Raw genomic sequence first — 17,980 nt, 5'->3', positions numbered from 1 at the left:
TATTTATTAATTGGGGATGTATATGGAACAACTTACGAAAATGAACTCATGGAAAAAACTCGAAAAGTATGCAAAAACATACATTAATCAAAGTTCTGAAACCAAAAATTATTGTGTATCCAGCGAGAACATTACTCTGGATTACAGTGAACAACATATTAACCCCCCGATTCTAGACTCACTTTTTGAGCTTGCCCATGAGTGTGATCTGCTGGAACATATTCATGCCATGATGGCTGGAAAACCTGTTAACAATACAGAAAACAGACCTGCTTTACACACAGCACTTCGTGCTCCAGAAAATAAAGTCATATTGGTTAATGAACGTAATATTATTCCTGAAATAGTTCATGTGCGAAATACAATGAAACTAATTTCCACAAAAATCAGAAATGGGGAGTGGCATGGTTATTCCGGAAAACCCATTACTGATGTAGTGAATATAGGAATTGGCGGCTCTATGCTTGGCCCTTTTTTTTGTATTAATGCATTAAGTGATTTAGTAACAGACCAATTAGGATTTCATTTTATTTCCGACATTGATCCCAATGCGTTCTCACGTACTGTTGCGAAACTAAACCCAGAAACAACATTATTTATTATTTCCTCGAAGTCATTTACTACTCCAGAAACTTTGTCTCATTATCAAAAAGCGGTATCTTGGCTAAATCAGGAGCAGCACTTTAATCAACATTTTATCGCCGTCACCGCACAAGTTGAAAAAGCCCAAAAAATGGGTTTTAAAACCATACTTCCTATATGGGAATGGGTTGGAGGGCGCTATTCCTTCTGCTCAGCCATTAATTTGATTTCCTGTATTGCAATTGGTTTCGAACATTTTTCAGAAATCCTTGCTGGGGCCTATGAAATGGATATGCATTTCTGCACTGAGCCTTTTGCAAAAAACTTACCCGTCCTTATGGCATTATTAGGTATATGGAACATTAATTTTTTAAACATTAATAACTTGCTGGTCATGACTTATTCTCAAGACTTACAGTATTTTGTTCCCTATCTTCAGCAACTCGATATGGAAAGTAATGGTAAATCGATAAACAGACAAGGCCGTACCGTTGATTATGCGACCGGCCCCATTATCTGGGGTGGCCTAGGTAATCATGCACAACATAGTTACTACCAGCTTTTGTGTCAAGGAACACATAAAATAGCAGCTGATTTAATTAACGATCAAACGTTTGACGGTAAGGTAATTAACAAAATATGTCATGCCCATAAAGAAGTATTAACCAAAGGTGGAAATCACGGAGAAAATCCTCACAGCTACATTGCCGGCGAAATGCCTGTCAATCTTCTCTCTTTGAGCGAATGCTCACCAAAAACTCTTGGTTCGCTGATTTCTTTATACGAACATAAAATTTTTGTTCAAGGGGTAATTTGGAATATAAATTCATTTGATCAACCCGGAGTCGAAAGCTCCAAGGAAATAGTTCGACAGAATAATTGGATTAGTTAATGTTCATAGCCAGATTCAGTTTATTATTGTTTAGCTTAATGGCTTTAAAAGTTTATGCCATTGATATCAATCCAAAACAGATTTTATTGGATCAGGTGATTTGGGGGGAGACGTATTACAGGGATGATTTTGTAAAAAGCTCTCTAGATCGTTTGCAATTGATCGCCCCCAATGATCCTGAAGTTCTTTCAGCACGCATCAGACTTGCAATACGTCAAAAGAACCTGATTTTAGCAGAAGAACTACTTGAGGAATTAAAACAAAAAGCCCCTGATTCTGTTGAATACAAAAAAGCCAAAATGAGTTTATTCCTTACACGGCCTGGGGCAAAATTAAAATTGCAACAAGCAAGAATAATGGCAATGTCTGGGCATCTCGATTTGGCTAAAGCTCAATATGATGCTCTTTTTCACGGAGTTTTTCCCACACTCGAATTAAGTACTGAATATTGGCGTATCGTCTCAAGAATACCCGCTCAGCGTCAAAATGCATTTAACCATTTGCAAGAACTGTATAATTTTCTAAATGCACATAAAGTGTATTCGAATAATTACAATCAGGATAATTGGTCTTATGCTCTCAAAGACAGGCTTGCAGAATTATGGGTTTTGAGTGGCGAAACTGCATTTCAGGCAGGTAATATTGATTTGGCGCAAAAACACTATCGGCAAGCCCTCCTTTTAGATGATAGGAGTTATGATGCTTGGGTTGGGATAGGTGAAGTAGCATTTGCCCGCAAAAATTTCGTCAATGCAGAACAAGCATTTAAACGAGCTTTGGTCATTAGCCCTGGAAAGGGCAGCGCAGTCTTCGGGCTTATTGGCATTTACAGGCGTCAATCATTACAAAAGGCCTTGAATTACCTGAATAGTTTGCCTGAAGATCTAAAAAGCAAATTTACAGACGCCCAACGTAGTTTGGAAAGCGCTTTATTACAAGAGCAAGCAGAACGTCTTGAAAAAGCGAACCAATGGAAACAAGCAATAGAAAAGTATTGGCAAGCACTAAAAATTGACCCGGATAATGTTTGGTTAACATATCATCTCGCCTTGGCATTGAATCAGGTTGGCGAAACCAAAAAAGCACATGCTTTATTTCAGCGGTTGATAGCAAAACAAAGAAAAAATCCGATTCAAGTATATGCTTATGCGCTTTATTTATCGAGTATAGACCAGTTGCAGCAAGCGCTGAACCATCTTCATACTATTCCACAAAAGCAATGGAATGAAGGCATGCGTCAATTGGCACAACGGCTAACCACGGAATTGATTTTACAACATGCCCAACAATTACGCGAAAGTGGCGATAAGCAAGGTGCAGTAGCTTATTTAATGCGTCAAACACAGACCACGCCTATCAAACTCACTATAGCAGATTGGGCCTTGCTTGATGGTGAATTTGCAAAAGCATTGAATTATTATCAAGAGGTGAAAACTCATGAACCTCTCAATCCCGATGCGAATCTTGGGGTAATAGAATCACTTATCGCTTTGGGAAATAAAAATGAAGCGTATCAGTTGCTGGAGCAGCAGCAAAAACTCAAATTGGATTTTAATCTTAACATGCAAAGAAGGTTAGCGAATGCCTGGAGTGCTGTAGGAAATTCTCGAAAAGCATTAACTATTTTCAACCAGCTCAAACAAGAAAGTATTCATGCAGCACCCAGTCAGGATAGTGCGCTTATATTTCGCGATGCTGCCCGTTTGGAAACAGAACTTCGTATGCCTAAATTAGCTCAGGAAGATTATAAAAAGGCGATGGTTCAAAGTAGTATTACTTCAGTATGGCCTGCCAGCAACGATTACTATACTTGGTTAACCCGTAATCATGTCGAAGATGATTGGCTTAAACGTAGTATTCGATCCGAGTCAGCTTTACTTTATCGGCAACAAGAAACGCGTATCACAGTACATGAAGATTATTGGCGTTTGCCGGGTTCAGCCGGAGTTTCTGATTTACGTGCCGAAGATACCATTGCACAGGCAGATTGGGCATACTCAAACGGTCGTGCATTTTTTAGAGCTGATAGAATCAATTTAGGTGCGGGAAGCTTTTCTCCAATTGATGGGGTCTATGATGATGATTTTGGGACTTGTGCTATCAATGGATGCACAACAGATATTAAACAGGCGACTAAAGGTATTGGCTGGGATGGAGGATGGCAAAATCCCATCTGGGGATTTGATATTGGACAAACACCTATAGGATTTCCGGTAAAAAATTGGATTGGTGGCATCAATTACAACGGTAAAATACGCCATATAGGCTGGACAATCACCGCATCCCAGCGCCCTATGACAAACTCTCTGCTTTCTTTTTCGGGCACTGTCGATCCAAACACCGGAATCATATGGGGAGGAGTAGTTGCTACTGGACTTACTTTATCACTAAGTTACGATCGCGGCGAAGCACATGGTCTCTGGGCTAATATCATTGGCAGTAGACTCACCGGAAAAAACGTTGTTCCTAATACACGTATCCTTTTATTAGATGGTTATTATTATAAAATCATTAATGAAGAAAACCGTCGTCTTTCTATTGGAATCACAAACATGGTCTGGCACTATGAAAAAAATCTCTTTGGATATAATCTTGGACAAGGCGGGTACTTTAGCCCTGATTTTTATGTATCATTTACACTTCCAATAAATTATCGCCGACGCACTGCAAACTGGACTTATGAATTAGGCGGCTCTATAACGTGGTCACGAGCGCACAACCAAGATATTATTGCCTATCCATTACCTAATCTAATTCCAAATTTTGACCCTTCACAAAATTCATTCGAAACTGGAGGTCCTAGTACTGGTTACGGTTATTCTGTACTTGCATTGGTAGAACGTCGACTCGGTTCTCATTTTGTTATCGGTGGATGGTTAGATCTTCAACAATCAACAGACTACACACCAAGCCATGCCGCTCTTTTCATTCGTTACTCAGTTGAAGGCTGGCAAGGTGATATGAACATGCCTATCGTTCCCTTAATACCTTATTCTAATTTTAGATAAAGGTGTTTTAGCCCCCGCGGCTTGTTCCCGGTTACCTGCAACCAAGAGTGCTCATTATAGAGCTCATCTTCAAGTGTCTTACGATGTGCAGCGGATATCCCCCAAGAACCACAAAGAAATAAATTTTTTACATCAATTCCAGCAGAGCAGCAGATGCTATTCCAACTATGAGGGCGATTATCATCGCTGATATCGAAAGGTGGAAGAAGTTGAATCACTTGCAACACGTTGCCCCTAATTCTGGAAAACAATTTAATGTCACATGATATAAATTGGCATAAATTATATGCTATTCCAGAGGATGGGGTAGCAGATAAATTACAGAAAGCATATCAAAGTAAATTTATTGATAACTTTCTTTCCTTGATTGAATATGCAGAACAAGTGCTTGATGCGGATTATGCAGATTCTAAGCAGCAGTTTTTTTGCTTAAGATAGATCCTCCCAAATTTATATCACCAAACTCTATATGACCTTTTTAAATTGCGTCAATCAATGGAAAATGATGATGTAAATGCAGTTAAAATGATTATTTCTTCATTAAATGAGATGAACACCCGAATTTCCACATGCACAATTGAGGCAGGCCTTACTAATCAATTGGAAATTGAACGATTTAATGAAGAAGTTCTTGTGTCTTTTGGTCTCGATAAGTTTCATGCTTCATCACCAAATGAGTTAGCTCTAAATACGTTTAAAGACAGTATCTAAGTCTCTTCACCCAAGATAAGTAGATTAAGGATAAGGAACCCAGTTATTGTCACCTTTTAATAAAATATAAAACTTATCTTGATATTTCATCACAGTAACACCCTCATTGGATGAAATAAAGGGAGTTTTGGGTAAATTTTTGGTTAGTGTATCTAAATTTACCTTTTCCTGATTAAATATCTTTCCATCAACTAAACGCGCAATTAATTCTGAAATAGCCAAATAACTACTTGGCGCATTTATTTGTATCTGAGCAGGTTTTGCTTTCAAACCAATAAATTTAATTCCAACAGGAACATGAGTAATAGCTGGACTAGGGATGTCGCGTAAACCTGGCATTTGTAATTTATCACCAACAAGATTAGCCCCATGTTCTGGGATAAAAACTACAACTACTTTACGGCCTGAGTTTTCCAATGCGGTAAAGAAATTCATCGTTTGATCTAAAAGTTTCTTTGCCCGTGCCTCATAAGGTGCAGGAGTATTTTCACCAATAAATGTATTCCCATCATGAAGCGAAATTTCATTAAAATAGGTAGCATTGTGTTTCTTACCTGAATCCTTCTGTTGCTTAATCCATTTATCCAGTAATTGACTGTCATCTGAAAGCAATTTTCCATCAAATGAAACAAGATCAGGACGAATGCCCGCTCGTGACATTAAAGGCACGTCATCTAAACCGCCATACTCTTTTATCTCTTTGAGAAAATTACCAAATTCACCTTCGTGGTCAAGCATCATCTCAGTAGAAAAACCAAGTTTGGCTAAGTTATCCAAAATATAACAATCTTGGGCTACAGGCTTATAAAGGCCAGCATGGGATGTTTCACCACAGCTTGCACGTAATAAACGTATTGCAGCAGGTCCACTATATGAAGCGGCTGAATTGAACTGATTAAAGAGAATATCAAATTTGCTCCATATAGGATGATCCCTTAAATGCACCGCATCTATATCTGCCCACGCAAGAGAGCACACTTGAATAAATATGATATCAAAAGGCAGTGCATCGGCGGGAAGAGAACTTGGAAAGATGGTATGTAATCCTTGTTGCTGCTCATAAAATTGATTCAGGTATGTATTGAGATTTTCATTGGTAGGCGGCAATTTACTGTTAAGCTCTGCTGTCTCGCTTAGGGTGGTCTCGGCTCCAACTTGTACCTTCGTCGTAGCAGTCTTACTTTCTATCGGCAAAAGATTAATAGCTGGTCCTCTCAGGGTGAGAATATTTAACCAAACTAACGCGATTACTGTAAACGTAGTAATACGAATCCATTGAGAAAGAAAAAGGTAAGCAACTAAGAGAATAAAAGCCATACCTATCAGTTGCCAATTAATAAAACGATTTAATAACTCAAGAAGATAATTAGAACTGAAAGCAAAAAGATTTGTACCCTGACTCATAATTGAACTTAAACCCGGCAACCATGTATCGTGATAAAAGAGTACGATGCCTATTGGAATAGCTATCCAATTACGGCAGCGGTGAAGAAATATTGATGGTAAAGGAAATAATAAAAAAGCCAAAAATACTAGATTAACAAAAGGATGAAAATTTAAATATCCACCCCATAAAAGAGCGAACTTCAATAAGAAATAATAGTTCCAACCATTAATATCACGCCATTTTACAGGAATTTTTTCTCGCACCTGAACTGTTTCTATCATTACTATTCTTTGTCCATATAAAATAATTGATAAATTGATATGCCCAACTTACTTTATCAAAATCCTTTCGTACAAAGCAGGCATGACAGATATAGGATTAAATCCTTTTTTTAATTTTTTAGTGTATCAGGATATATAAGATATTCAATGTAAAATAGTTATTTTACATATACTTTGTCTCCCTCCATTCTTGACATAAGCCCATGCATCTTGGTATTTTTAAGGAAAATTTAAAATATAAGACAATATGTTTAAAAATAAAACCATTTCAATTATCGGTGCAGGTCATTTGGGAAGTGCTGTAGCGCGTGGTCTCATTAAAAGTGGACATCCTGCAAGCTCCATAATATTTAGCAATCGTGATCCCAGTAAATCAGAACGTTTGGCTCAAGAACTAGGGGTGCTGTCAGCAAAAAACAATGCCCACGCAGTCATAAACGCCGATATACTTATTCTTGCTGTAAAACCTCAATTTATGCAGAATGTATGTCAAGAAATTAGCTCATCCATACAGCTAAAACAACCTATTTTTATTTCTTTAGTTGGTGTAACAGATATTGATAACATAACTCATTGGCTCAACAAGAAAGACTTGGGAGTTATTCGTGTCATGACCAATACCCCAACTGAATTTTGCAAAGGAACATCTGCTTTATTTGCTAATTCTTTTACAACATCGGAACAAAAATTATTAATTGAAACTCTTTTTAATCAAGTAGGTTACACATTTTGGGTTGAGAAGGAATCCACGCTTGATACGCTTACAGCCCCTATCGGTTGTGCTCCAGCGTATGTTTTTCTATTTCTTGAGGCATTGCAAAAAGCAGCAGTGAGTAGAGGCATTCCCGAAGAGCTCTCCAAACGAATTGCCTTGGAATCTGTGTTGGGTGCTGCAGAATTAGCTAAAAAATCTGGACGCTCCTTTGCCCAATTAAGAGCTGGCGTTAGTACCCCTCATGGAGTGACGGCGCATTCTTTGGAACAACTTTCTTTTCCTGATTTTTTTGATCTTTTTAAGCAAGTCTATGCAGCTGCTGAAGAACGTATTGAGCAAATAACTGAGTCATTAAACAAGCACACTTAAGCTTGTAGGAATAGAACGTAGCCTGGGTGCAGCGCAGCGAAACCCGGGATCCGCTGCACCCAGGCTACGCTCTTATGATTAGCTAAGATTGGATACTGGTCTAACCCAAGGATGTAATTTAGCTAAAGTTGCTGGTAACTTAGTTATATTACGCTGTGCCTCAGCCCTACTTGCAAACTCCCCTACAGTCAGGATATACCAAATACCTTTTGCATTAGTGAAATGTCTTATTTTGGCATTTTGAGCGAGTAATTTATTATTCTGTTGAAAACGCTCTATATCCTTTTTATTATGACTGGCAGCAACCTGTATGGTATAAAGAGGGGTGCTTGTATTTGAACTGGAAGACCGATCTTCTTTATTTTGCTTTGCTGTTGGAATCTCGACTGTTTTTGATTCCCGTGTAAGATCAGATTCCGGACTTTCCCGTTTAAACTCAGATTCAGGAATTCTAGGCTCTTGCTCCGCTAAATTTTTCATTTGTAATTTAGGAATCACAACGACCTTATCAATAATAGCAACAGTATCAACAGACATCTCATCATTGAGATCATCCAAACTTTGTTTTTTGGGCAACGCAGCATAGACCAATTGTCGCGTTGAAGAATCCTCCCAAGAAGGGATTTGGCTCACTAATACTTCTTGGGGAGGCACTTGCTGCTTCGCTAGCAAAGCTTCTGTGCCTTTATCTTGTACTGGACGAGTCACAAAATGATAAAAAGATGAAAAATCATGGTTTCCAGAAAAATAAAAACCCATAAGTCCTGTAATCACAGCAAGGCTGGCTGCAATACTTACTTTTTTTATCAGTTTCCGTGGTTCTTTTTTCTTTTGGGCAGTACACTTAAATATAAATGATTCCAAATTACTATTAATTTTTGCTACATTTCCTTTGGTAAGTTGATAAAACTGCTTAAACTGTGCATCAGTTAAAGGTTTACTAATCAAATGTGCAGCCATGGCACGTTGTAACACATATGTCCTTGTTTCATTTTCATTTAATGATCCCAATTCTATGCTATGAACTAAATTTTCAAAAAACGAAGCGACTAAATTATTAAGTGTTGCGACAATCGAGTAGTCCGATATGAGGCAAAGATGGAAGAAACTGAAATCCTCTTGATTTTTTATTGCTAACATTGCTTCTTTAATTAGAGACTCAGGCAAATGTTGTGCATCATCAATCAAGAGCAATACATGTGCCTTACGCTCATTAATTTGTGCAACTAAAGAGCTAATATCTGTATTTTCATCGTGATTAAGATGTAGTTGGCTTGCAATTTCCTGAATAATGTCTTCTCTATTGCAAGGAGGTTTCACTGTCATAGAAACAGATTTGATTTGTTGATCTAAATTACTTTGTAGCAAAGTACTAAAGGAAGTTTTGCCCCCCTCTTTCTCTGATAAAATCGTAATAAGCACATTGTTGAAAAGAATTAAATGATTAATGAAATCAATCTTAGCGAGCCAAGATCCCGGTTTAAACAATACTCTTGGTTGAATCACAGCCGCTACCTCAGACTGAATTACTCCCTCATTCATTTTTATTCTCCTCTACAGCCGCATCAAGTGCATTATATAAACAATCCTCTGTTACACTGGCGTCAAGATAACAATCACCAAGTTTTTTTATCAGCACAAAGCGTAAACAGTTATTTTTAATTTTTTTATCCGATTGCATTAAATCTTTGAGTTTTTTCAAATTAACAGTTCTTGGAATTTTATGTGGCAAACCCGCTTGGTGCAGAATGTGTTCTATTTGTTCCACCAATTGCTTATCAATTAAATGCATTTTATACGATAAAACTGCGGCACAGTATAAGCCAATCGCTACTGCTTCACCATGTAACCATTGTTGGTAATGAGTATACGTTTCCAGCGCATGAGCAAAAGTATGCCCAAGATTCAATAAGGCTCGCCGTCCAGCTTCCTTTTCATCGGTTTCAACAAACTGGGCTTTAATACGGCAACATTCAGCAATTAATTGGGGTAGCTGCAAACTGTTGGCGGTTAATCCCTGCTGGATAGCATCACTGAGCAATTTGAAAAACTCACCTCCGGCAAGTAACCCATATTTTATCATTTCCGCCAAACCGGCACGAAACTCTCTTTCCGGAAGAGTGTTTAATGTATTCAAATCAATAATTACTGCTTGAGGTTGATAAAAACTGCCGATCATATTTTTACCTAAAGCATGATTAATTGCCGTCTTTCCACCTATAGAAGCATCAATTTGCGCTAATAAAGTTGTGGGAATTTGAACGAGTTTTACTCCCCGTTGATAGGTTGATGCTGCAAATCCAGTCATATCACCAATCACACCGCCACCTAAAGCGACAAGTGTCGTATCTCTATGGTGTTTGTTTTGGATTAATGCATCATAAATAGCAAATAAGCTTTTTTGGTTTTTATAATGCTCACCGTCTTCTAAAATCAAAACATCACTTTGAATTTCAGCGAAAGCAGCTTGAATATACTTTAAATAAAGCGGAGCTATGGTCTGGTTGGTAACAATTAGAATCTGCGAAGATTTTACGATAGTGTGCAAAAAATCCGGGCTTTGCAAACCATTGCGACAAATAATAATGGGATATTGATGTTCAGTTAAAGAAACATCAACTTGCTCATAAACCTCAAAGTTCGCCATAAATATATTTTATTATATTATTTGCAACCGCTTTGACCGTTAATTTATCTGTTTCAAAACTAACATCAGCTAACTCATTGTAGAATGGCTCGCGCTCATCCCTCAATAATTCCAATCTTCCTTCAAGATCATTTGTCTGCAGTAATGGACGCTTGGTATCCCGCTTAGTTCGTTCAAATTGTTGCTGTAATGAGGTTTTAAGATAAATTACAGTTCCACGCCCTGCTAATGCATTTCTGTTTTCGGGAGTGATTACGACTCCACCACCTGTTGCCAAAACAATGTTGGTCTTTTGAGTTAACTCTTCAATAACTTTTTGTTCACGGCGTCTGAAACCCTCTTCACCCTCAATATCAAAAATCCAAGATATATCGGCACCAGCACGCTCTTCAATCACTTCATCCGAATCAAAAAATTCTAACTTGAGCTCCTTTGCCAAAGCACGACCTATAGTGCTTTTACCTGCACCCATGGGTCCGATGAGAAAAATATTTCGTACTTTAACTATGCTCATTTTTTATTACATACCTCTTTAACTGAAATGTCATTAATTAAAGATCGAGTCCAAAATAACTTCCCATTTTAGCATTAATCTAAAGTATGGTAATTTGCCAAAGTGGGGGTATTTGGGGCTCAATCCTAACTGTATTTTTCGCAGTTAGAAATTCCCGCCCATCATTCTACAACAAATGAGCATATTTTATAACTATTTACTCTTAATCATTTATATTATATCACTTCATTAAAAAATAAGTCTGTAGAATCATGCTATAGCGCTAAAAATTTGTAGTTTTGGTGCGGCAAAACACCTAAGTTGAGATGAGATTCCTTGATCAGGAGGCAATGCGCCTAATTATTAAACATAAAACCGCACCTTTTGGCCTACTTGCGATGCTTTATGCATAACATCTGTTTAATCGCATAAATACCGAAGCTGGATTCTGCGCGCATAGAGTACGGAATCCAGGCCTTTATCCTAGTGGATCATAGGGAGTCTCTACCTTTAAACTGAATGCCTCAGTTCATCTCAACTCCTGATAAACCTTATTTTTCATCAAAACGAATTGGTTTTCTACCTTCAATTGTTGTAATCGATAATGAGTTTGTGATTATTTTTGGTGTTATAAATATAAGCAGCTCATCATTTCTAAGGGCAATTTGTGTATTTTTAAATAAATTCCCAACTACCGGCAACTGACCAAAAAAAGGTACTCTGTTAATAGTTTTGCTCTTATCTTGCTGATAAATACCGCCAAGTACTATAGTTTGTCCATTGCTGACAAGCACATTCGTCTGAATTTCTTTAGTTGCAATTACAGGTACTCCATTAAATGTTAGGTTAGGTAATGCATTATCCTGATTAATTTTCAGCTCCATAAGTACCTTACTATCAGGAGTAATTTGCGGGGTTACCTTTAAACTTAATACCGCTTTTTTGAATGCTACTGCTGTCGCCCCACTTGAAGTAGCTTCCTGATAGGGAATCTCCTGCCCTGATTCAATTACCGCAGGCTGTTGATTTGCAGTAATAAGCCTCGGACTAGATATCAATTCGGCAAGGCCCTCGCTTTCTAAGGCCGAAAGTTCGAGATCAAGTAAAATATTATCGCCAAGCTTAGCTAATGCAATACCTACAGAAGCCGGAGGCACGCCCGTTATTGGAGCAGCAACTAAATCCAGGTTTAATCTGTCTGTAAATGGTACGACATTTGCCGGAGCAACTCCTTGCGCCAACTGATTAGCACCAGCCAATGTACCACTTAAATGAGTCGGCCTGGAAACTCCCCATCGAATACCAAGATCTTGAGCAAAATCTTTAGTCACTTCGACGATACGTGCCTCTATAAGTACTTGTTTGACGGGCACATCCAACTGTGTAATCAACTCCCTGACTTCATTTATCCGAGTTCCACTGTCTTGAACCCAGAGGGTATTTGTTCGCGTATCAACACTTACGCGACCTTTGTCCGATAAAAGGGAATTTTGTTTGTCTTTAATCAAAATCGCAAGATCGGTGGCTTTGGCGTAATTGATCTGAATCAGCTCTGAACGTACCGGCTCTAGCTTCTGAATAGCACGTTGGGTCTTAAGCTCTTCTGCCTCCATTTTATCAAAAGAAGCTTTATAATCGATCAATATCACATTCCCTGTCTGACGCTTCGCTAAACCTTGTGTCGTCAAAATAATATCCAAAGCCTGATCCCAGGGAATATTATTTAACCTAAGGGTAATATTACCCTCAACTTTATCACTCACTACAATATTGATTCCAGTAAAATCTGCCAGCAACTGTAATACAGCACGTATGCTGATGTTTTGGAAATTTAAAGAAATTTTTCTTCCAGAAAAAACTTTCTTTTTTAATTTAGCCTGTTGTGCCTCTTCTGGAGTCAAAGGAACTACATCAACCATGAATTGCTTATTAACCTGAGAAACATAATGGCCAAAAGCGCCTGTACCCGCCAATAGCATATGTGCGTTTTTACCTTTTTGTTGAAAAGTAACGATTTGTACCGGGCTGCGGAAATCGGAAACATCAAAACGTTTCCTTAAGTTCTGAGGAACTTTCGTATTTAAAAATTTAACTAAAATATCCTTACCATGCTCTTCTACTTCAATCGGGACGCTGGTACTGGAAACATCTACTATCGCCCGACCGCCTTGCCGCTCAATTCCTCGAAAATCAAAATGATTGATTTCATAACTTGTTCTGACTGGACGATTGGTGATTAGAAGTTCTTTAGGAGGTTGGATTGACTCCTCTCTTTTGCCATTCAAAATAAGAGTATATACATTTCCAGAAATTGAGCCTAAATAAGGCACTGGATAATTTAAATCCAATATAGCCCGGACACGGGGGCCCACAGCAACAATAGTATATTTATCGAGAGAACCTAATTTAATTTCTTTTGTTTTCTGTTTGGAAGGTAACTCCAGATTAGAGTCAATAAAATCAAGGACTATACGTGCCGGATTTGGGGTCACAAAGCTTGCAGGCTCTCGCTTTATAGGTTGCGCAAACTCGAAATCAATACGCAACTTCCCCAGTGGTAAAGGAATTACCTTGACTGATATCAAAGGATTATTCTGGGCAAAAGCCATCCCAAAGCTCATAGTCATTAAAATAAATAAAGCAACAATTCTCCGCACTTTTGCTCCTACTTCCCAGTATATAATTCAAGCGTGATGTTATGTTTCTCCCACTTTCCTGATGTTTGTGTTGTTTCTATTAATTGAATTGAATTATTCTTAATTGATACAACACGGCCATAATTCTGGCCCATATAATTACCAATTCCTACATGAGTAATGTCTGAGTTAGGTAGTTTGATCAATGCCCACATTTCATTTCCTTGCATTAAAGTGCCTACAAATTTTAAAGCATCTAAAGGATAAGCTTCCAAAGGCTCTTTCGGCCTATTTTTATCCGGCGCATTAACATCAACCTCCTCCTCCTTTTTTTGAACTATAGGCTTAAATGGATTACGCCTGTTATCACTATCAGGAAATTTAAACGTAGGCAAGGGCGCAAAGGAAGGGATTGGTTCAATCTGTCGTGTTTTTCTGTGTTTTACCTCATTAATGTAACGCACTAGATCATCATTATTTCCGGCACAAGCAACCAGTAATAAAGACAATGAACAGATACAACCAATTTTTTGTTTTCGGTTTATCATTGTGTGCGATATCGATATATTTTAGCTGTGATGTTCATCACCAATTCATCCTCCGAAACTACTTTTTTATCTTTGGAGGACACCCCTTCAATACTGAAGTCATGCAAGGTTACAATACGATCCATCTCAGCGACCCGACTTATAAACATTGCCAATTGAAAATAAGTTCCTACTACTGAAATTTTTATTGGTCGCTCAATATAAAAATCATGTACTACCTCAGGTTGTGGCGCAAATAATTCAAACTTCAAGCCGGATGCCACTCCTGTTTTAGAAATATCTTCCAATAAACCAGGCATCTGATTTTTTTCAGGAAGTTGTTTGAGCATTAATGCAAAACGCTCCATCATAAGTTGCAACTGCATGCGATAGGCTGGCAAATTAAATAATTGGCGTTGCTTGTTTTCAAAATCTGTTTTTAAAGTAGCCTCTTCCCCTTTTAGTTTATTAAACTGAGTGAAGTTGTCTTGTATGATTAGCCAATAACCCAGAGCAATAATTAAAATACTCACTCCCATAAGAACACAACTTTTAACCACTACCGGCCATTGCCCAACATTTTCCAGAGTTAATTCATTCAGGCTAAGGCTATTCATAGTATTATCCCGATCTGGAATTGAGGAGCAAGCACAAAAGTTAATTTAAATTCATGCAAAGCAGATTGCTGTTTCTTTTTTTCATTACTTTCTTTCTTGATTTCACTCAGAATAGGATTATGAACCCATTCATTATTTTCTATGTTTCTCATTAACATAGAAACAAAAGTATTTGATTCAGTATACCCGGAAACGGTAATAACATCGTTTTTCCCTTCTACCTGAGTTAAATAGACTCCTGACGGGGTTATATTGATCAATTCATCAAATAAATGAACCATTAATGTTCGCGTGGATTGTAAATGCTGGACTACAGACATTCTGGAAATGATCATTTCTCTAGCCTTCTGCAAATTTTTTATTTCTTTTATTTGCGCATCCATAGTATTAATTTCTTTCTGAAGCATTTGATTTCGCGTGACTTGATTGCTCACCAATCCTGAAGCATACGAATTAATTAAAAATACAATAAATCCCGAGGCTACAATGCACACCAGCAGCATCATTGTAAACAGCTTTTTTTCCTGCTCCCGCTTTAATTCTCGCCAAGGAAGAAGGTTAATTTGTGTCATATAGTCTCACTTAATATTCCTTAATGCCAGACCACACGCTACCATGAGTGCAGGAGCATCATTATTTATAGAGTCCAGATTCACCATTTTTCCTGGAGTCATATACGAAAAAGGATTGGCAATCGTGGTACTCATCCCTAATCGCTCCTGAACCAAACTTACTAATCCAGGCAGCTTGGCTAACCCTCCAGCCAGCAAAATATGATCTACCTCTCCATCCTGGCTTGTGGAATAAAAAAACTGCAATGTACGTTTGATTTGCAACAAAATATTTTCTTTAAAAGGCTCCAAAACCTTTTTTTCATAATCTGCAGGTAATTCTCCATTTTCTTTAGCCAGAGCAGCTTGCTCCAAAGACATTTCATAATATTCAGCAATCGAGTCTATTAATTGTTTGCCTCCAAATTTTTCTTCTCTCGAATAAACCAATTTCATGCCTTGCAATACAAATAAATGTGTATAGCAGGCACCAATATCAATGATGGCAATGGTTTTATCTTGTCCCGATGCAGGTAAATCCTTAGCAAGTTGTTGTGCTGCTCTCTCCACCGCATAAGATTCTACATCAATCACTACAGCATCTAAACCTGCGTGAATGGACGTCTCAACACGTTGATTCACATTTTCTGCTCGTGATGCAACAATAAGTACATCTAACATGGTTGAATTTTTTTCAGACTGCCCCAAAATTTCAAAATCAAGGTTAATTTCATCTATGGGATAAGGAATGTATTTATCCGCTTCTGTAACAATGAGTTCTTCCATCTCCTCATCATTTAAACCTTCATTGATTTGTATCACTTTGCTGATTATTGATGAATCAGGAACAGCTAACGCAGCTTGCTTACATGTTGTTTGCAAGCGGTCAATTACTTTTTTAATGCACTGGGAAACAGCATCAACATCTTTAATTGTGTTCCCATCCATTGCATTTGCTGGTAATACTTCCCGTCCATAATTTTCAACAACAAATGCACCTTCCTGACCTGAAATTTCCAAGACTTTAACCGCTGTTGATGTAAGATCTATTCCGAGAATTGAACGATGCTTAGACTGAAACAATTTGAGCATGTTTCTTATTCCTTTGAATCTTCCATGCATTCAAAAAAACTCCTTTAGGATTATATGGTGATGTTAACGTAACCTCTTAAAAAGTTACAATGTTTTTTGCTTTATTAAACTTACCATAATGATGTCAAGTTGTCATTTTCACCATTTAGTTATAACAACTTGCGCCTCCCAAAAACATTTAATATAGTGAAAGACCAACTTGTAAGGGGATTTCGCATTTTATGTATTGAAAAAGGAGATTTTCATGACTAGGTTAGAAGAGTTAATTTATGCATTGACAACCGTCATAGTTCGTTATCATGACAGCCAAGATAATATAGCAACTAAAGATAAACTTGTTGCTGCACTGGAACCTACAACGCGTAGAAAAAAATCTCATGAACGCGCAGTAGAAATAATTCAAGATACAAAGATCAATTTTGCTCCATACTTAGAAGGCAAGATCAATGCGTGCACAGGAGGTTATCAGGCTCGCAAGGAATTCCTTTCTTTCATTTTAAATGAAATTTCCTATCTAAAAGAACAACTCGATAGAAAAACTCCGCTCAATTCTGAAGAGCTTCAGACATTGCAAGAACAATTAACTCAATTATTCATCGATTTTCGCCAATTATTAAATATAAAAAAGGGATTCAAACATTCAGTAACTTTAAATAATTCCAAAGGTTCTCTAACTCGAGAGTTATTTGGTTTATTGAATGATCGGTATGTGGGAGGCAAATATTGTAATTCAGGCCAACTGCTCATCGATGAGGTTCTTTTTGTACTTCATATGACTACCGATGACTCTAATGATGAACTCAAAGATATTGCTACAAACATCTGTTTGGAACAGCAACTATTTCTAGAGTCTCAACGTAATAAATTAAAAAAAGCTACCGAAGAGTCAGGGAAAGATAACTTAAAATTAGAGACAGAAACTCTAAAATTAGAGTCAAGTGTTCAAAAATCAAAATTAGAAGCACAACAATTGGAATTAGAGAGTCAAAAATCAAAATTAGAAGCACAACAATTAGAATTAGTGAGTCAAAAATTAAAAATAGAAGAGCAACGATCAGAGTTAGAACAATTGGCAGATAAACAAAAATCTGGACTAGAACCCCAGTTACAGGAGTTAACCGAAATAAATAAAGTACAGCAGGCAACTATTGAAGAATTAACTAAGGACCTGGAAAAAACTAAAGCGGAATTGCAAAAAGCTAAAGAAGCCAGACGTTTCCCTCCTTACACCCCATTCTATGGAAGTCTTGCTGCATTAAGTATGCTTCAATCAGGAACTAACCCTCGATTTTTTCAACAGCAACCTACGACTACTTCGTCACAAAGTATACCGAAGCCGGAAAATTTTGAGGACAACATGCATAATTTGTCTATAGAATAACGATACAATTACTGTGTTTCATTGAATTTTTCTCTTTAAAATTCAATGAAACACCAAAAATGACCCACTTTTTTGCACAAAACTCGCAATC

General features: G+C 37.6%; 16 protein-coding genes. 6 read left to right on the top strand and 10 right to left on the bottom strand.

Annotation, left to right across the window (positions count from 1 at the left end):
- The first annotated feature begins 22 nt into the window (after positions 1 to 22).
- Positions 23 to 1,474, top strand: a complete 1,452-nt coding sequence (gene pgi / locus FOLKNPGA_RS05785) for a glucose-6-phosphate isomerase (protein ID WP_182352100.1) — start codon at positions 23 to 25, stop codon at positions 1,472 to 1,474.
- Positions 1,474 to 4,482: a cellulose synthase complex outer membrane protein BcsC gene (gene bcsC, locus FOLKNPGA_RS05780; RefSeq protein ID WP_182352099.1), complete on the top strand. Its 3,009-nt coding sequence runs from the start codon at positions 1,474 to 1,476 to the stop codon at positions 4,480 to 4,482. Before pgi ends, bcsC begins: the two co-directional genes overlap by 1 nt.
- Here bcsC and FOLKNPGA_RS05775 read toward each other — a convergent pair.
- Entirely contained in the window at positions 4,464 to 4,709 is a 246-nt protein-coding gene (locus FOLKNPGA_RS05775; RefSeq protein WP_182352098.1) for a hypothetical protein, read from the bottom strand. The two genes, bcsC and FOLKNPGA_RS05775, sit on opposite strands and share 19 nt — an antisense overlap.
- Positions 4,710 to 4,737: 28 nt before the next feature.
- Between FOLKNPGA_RS05775 and FOLKNPGA_RS05770 the strand changes: the two genes are divergently transcribed.
- Together FOLKNPGA_RS05770 and FOLKNPGA_RS05765 are read left to right on the top strand one after the other, a co-directional pair.
- Complete coding sequence (locus FOLKNPGA_RS05770; protein WP_182352097.1) at positions 4,738 to 4,920, top strand: hypothetical protein; 183 nt, start codon at positions 4,738 to 4,740, stop codon at positions 4,918 to 4,920.
- A 57-nt stretch (positions 4,921 to 4,977) separates the two neighbouring features.
- A complete protein-coding gene (locus FOLKNPGA_RS05765; protein WP_182352096.1) occupies positions 4,978 to 5,193 on the top strand; it encodes a hypothetical protein in 216 nt (71 codons plus the stop codon).
- A gap of 24 nt (positions 5,194 to 5,217) precedes the next feature.
- Here FOLKNPGA_RS05765 and bcsG read toward each other — a convergent pair whose 3' ends face one another.
- Complete coding sequence (gene bcsG / locus FOLKNPGA_RS05760) at positions 5,218 to 6,861, bottom strand: cellulose biosynthesis protein BcsG (protein WP_182352095.1); 1,644 nt, start codon at positions 6,859 to 6,861, stop codon at positions 5,218 to 5,220.
- Positions 6,862 to 7,108: 247 nt separating this feature from the next.
- On the opposite strand from bcsG, the gene proC reads away from it, so the two are divergent.
- A complete protein-coding gene (proC, locus tag FOLKNPGA_RS05755) occupies positions 7,109 to 7,945 on the top strand; it encodes a pyrroline-5-carboxylate reductase (protein WP_182352094.1) in 837 nt (278 codons plus the stop codon).
- A 78-nt stretch (positions 7,946 to 8,023) separates the two neighbouring features.
- Here proC and FOLKNPGA_RS05750 read toward each other — a convergent pair whose 3' ends face one another.
- From FOLKNPGA_RS05750 to FOLKNPGA_RS05715, 8 genes are all read right to left on the bottom strand, one after another.
- A complete protein-coding gene (locus FOLKNPGA_RS05750; protein WP_182352093.1) occupies positions 8,024 to 9,487 on the bottom strand; it encodes an SPOR domain-containing protein in 1,464 nt (487 codons plus the stop codon).
- On the bottom strand, positions 9,480 to 10,592 hold the full coding sequence (gene aroB, locus FOLKNPGA_RS05745; protein ID WP_182352092.1) for a 3-dehydroquinate synthase: 1,113 nt from the start codon (positions 10,590 to 10,592) through the stop codon (positions 9,480 to 9,482). The genes FOLKNPGA_RS05750 and aroB overlap by 8 nt, the downstream gene beginning before the upstream one ends.
- Positions 10,579 to 11,106 carry a shikimate kinase AroK gene (aroK, locus tag FOLKNPGA_RS05740; protein ID WP_010653139.1) on the bottom strand — a complete coding sequence of 176 codons (528 nt, stop codon included), beginning with the start codon at positions 11,104 to 11,106 and terminating at the stop codon, positions 10,579 to 10,581. The genes aroB and aroK overlap by 14 nt, the downstream gene beginning before the upstream one ends.
- 530 nt (positions 11,107 to 11,636) lie before the next feature.
- Positions 11,637 to 13,742 (bottom strand): type IV pilus secretin PilQ, encoded by a 2,106-nt coding sequence (pilQ, locus tag FOLKNPGA_RS05735; protein ID WP_182352091.1) that lies wholly within the window; start codon positions 13,740 to 13,742, stop codon positions 11,637 to 11,639.
- 8 nt (positions 13,743 to 13,750) lie between these two features.
- Entirely contained in the window at positions 13,751 to 14,269 is a 519-nt protein-coding gene (locus FOLKNPGA_RS05730; RefSeq protein WP_182352090.1) for a pilus assembly protein PilP, read from the bottom strand.
- Positions 14,266 to 14,865 (bottom strand): type 4a pilus biogenesis protein PilO, encoded by a 600-nt coding sequence (locus tag FOLKNPGA_RS05725; RefSeq protein WP_182352089.1) that lies wholly within the window; start codon positions 14,863 to 14,865, stop codon positions 14,266 to 14,268. The genes FOLKNPGA_RS05730 and FOLKNPGA_RS05725 overlap by 4 nt, the downstream gene beginning before the upstream one ends.
- Complete coding sequence (locus FOLKNPGA_RS05720) at positions 14,862 to 15,437, bottom strand: PilN domain-containing protein (RefSeq protein ID WP_182352088.1); 576 nt, start codon at positions 15,435 to 15,437, stop codon at positions 14,862 to 14,864. The genes FOLKNPGA_RS05725 and FOLKNPGA_RS05720 overlap by 4 nt, the downstream gene beginning before the upstream one ends.
- Before the next feature lie 6 nt (positions 15,438 to 15,443).
- Positions 15,444 to 16,508: a pilus assembly protein PilM gene (locus FOLKNPGA_RS05715; RefSeq protein WP_182352087.1), complete on the bottom strand. Its 1,065-nt coding sequence runs from the start codon at positions 16,506 to 16,508 to the stop codon at positions 15,444 to 15,446.
- Positions 16,509 to 16,752: 244 nt separating this feature from the next.
- Here FOLKNPGA_RS05715 and FOLKNPGA_RS05710 point away from each other — a divergent pair, with 244 nt between their 5' ends.
- Positions 16,753 to 17,889 carry a hypothetical protein gene (locus tag FOLKNPGA_RS05710; protein ID WP_182352086.1) on the top strand — a complete coding sequence of 379 codons (1,137 nt, stop codon included), beginning with the start codon at positions 16,753 to 16,755 and terminating at the stop codon, positions 17,887 to 17,889.
- The last annotated feature ends 91 nt before the right edge of the window (positions 17,890 to 17,980 follow it).

This window comes from Legionella sp. PC1000 (genome assembly GCF_014109805.1).
In the GTDB taxonomy this organism is placed as follows: domain Bacteria; phylum Pseudomonadota; class Gammaproteobacteria; order Legionellales; family Legionellaceae; genus Legionella; species Legionella resiliens.
Note: the sequence above shows the minus strand (reverse complement) of the source record. Positions and strands in the feature narration are given on the sequence as shown.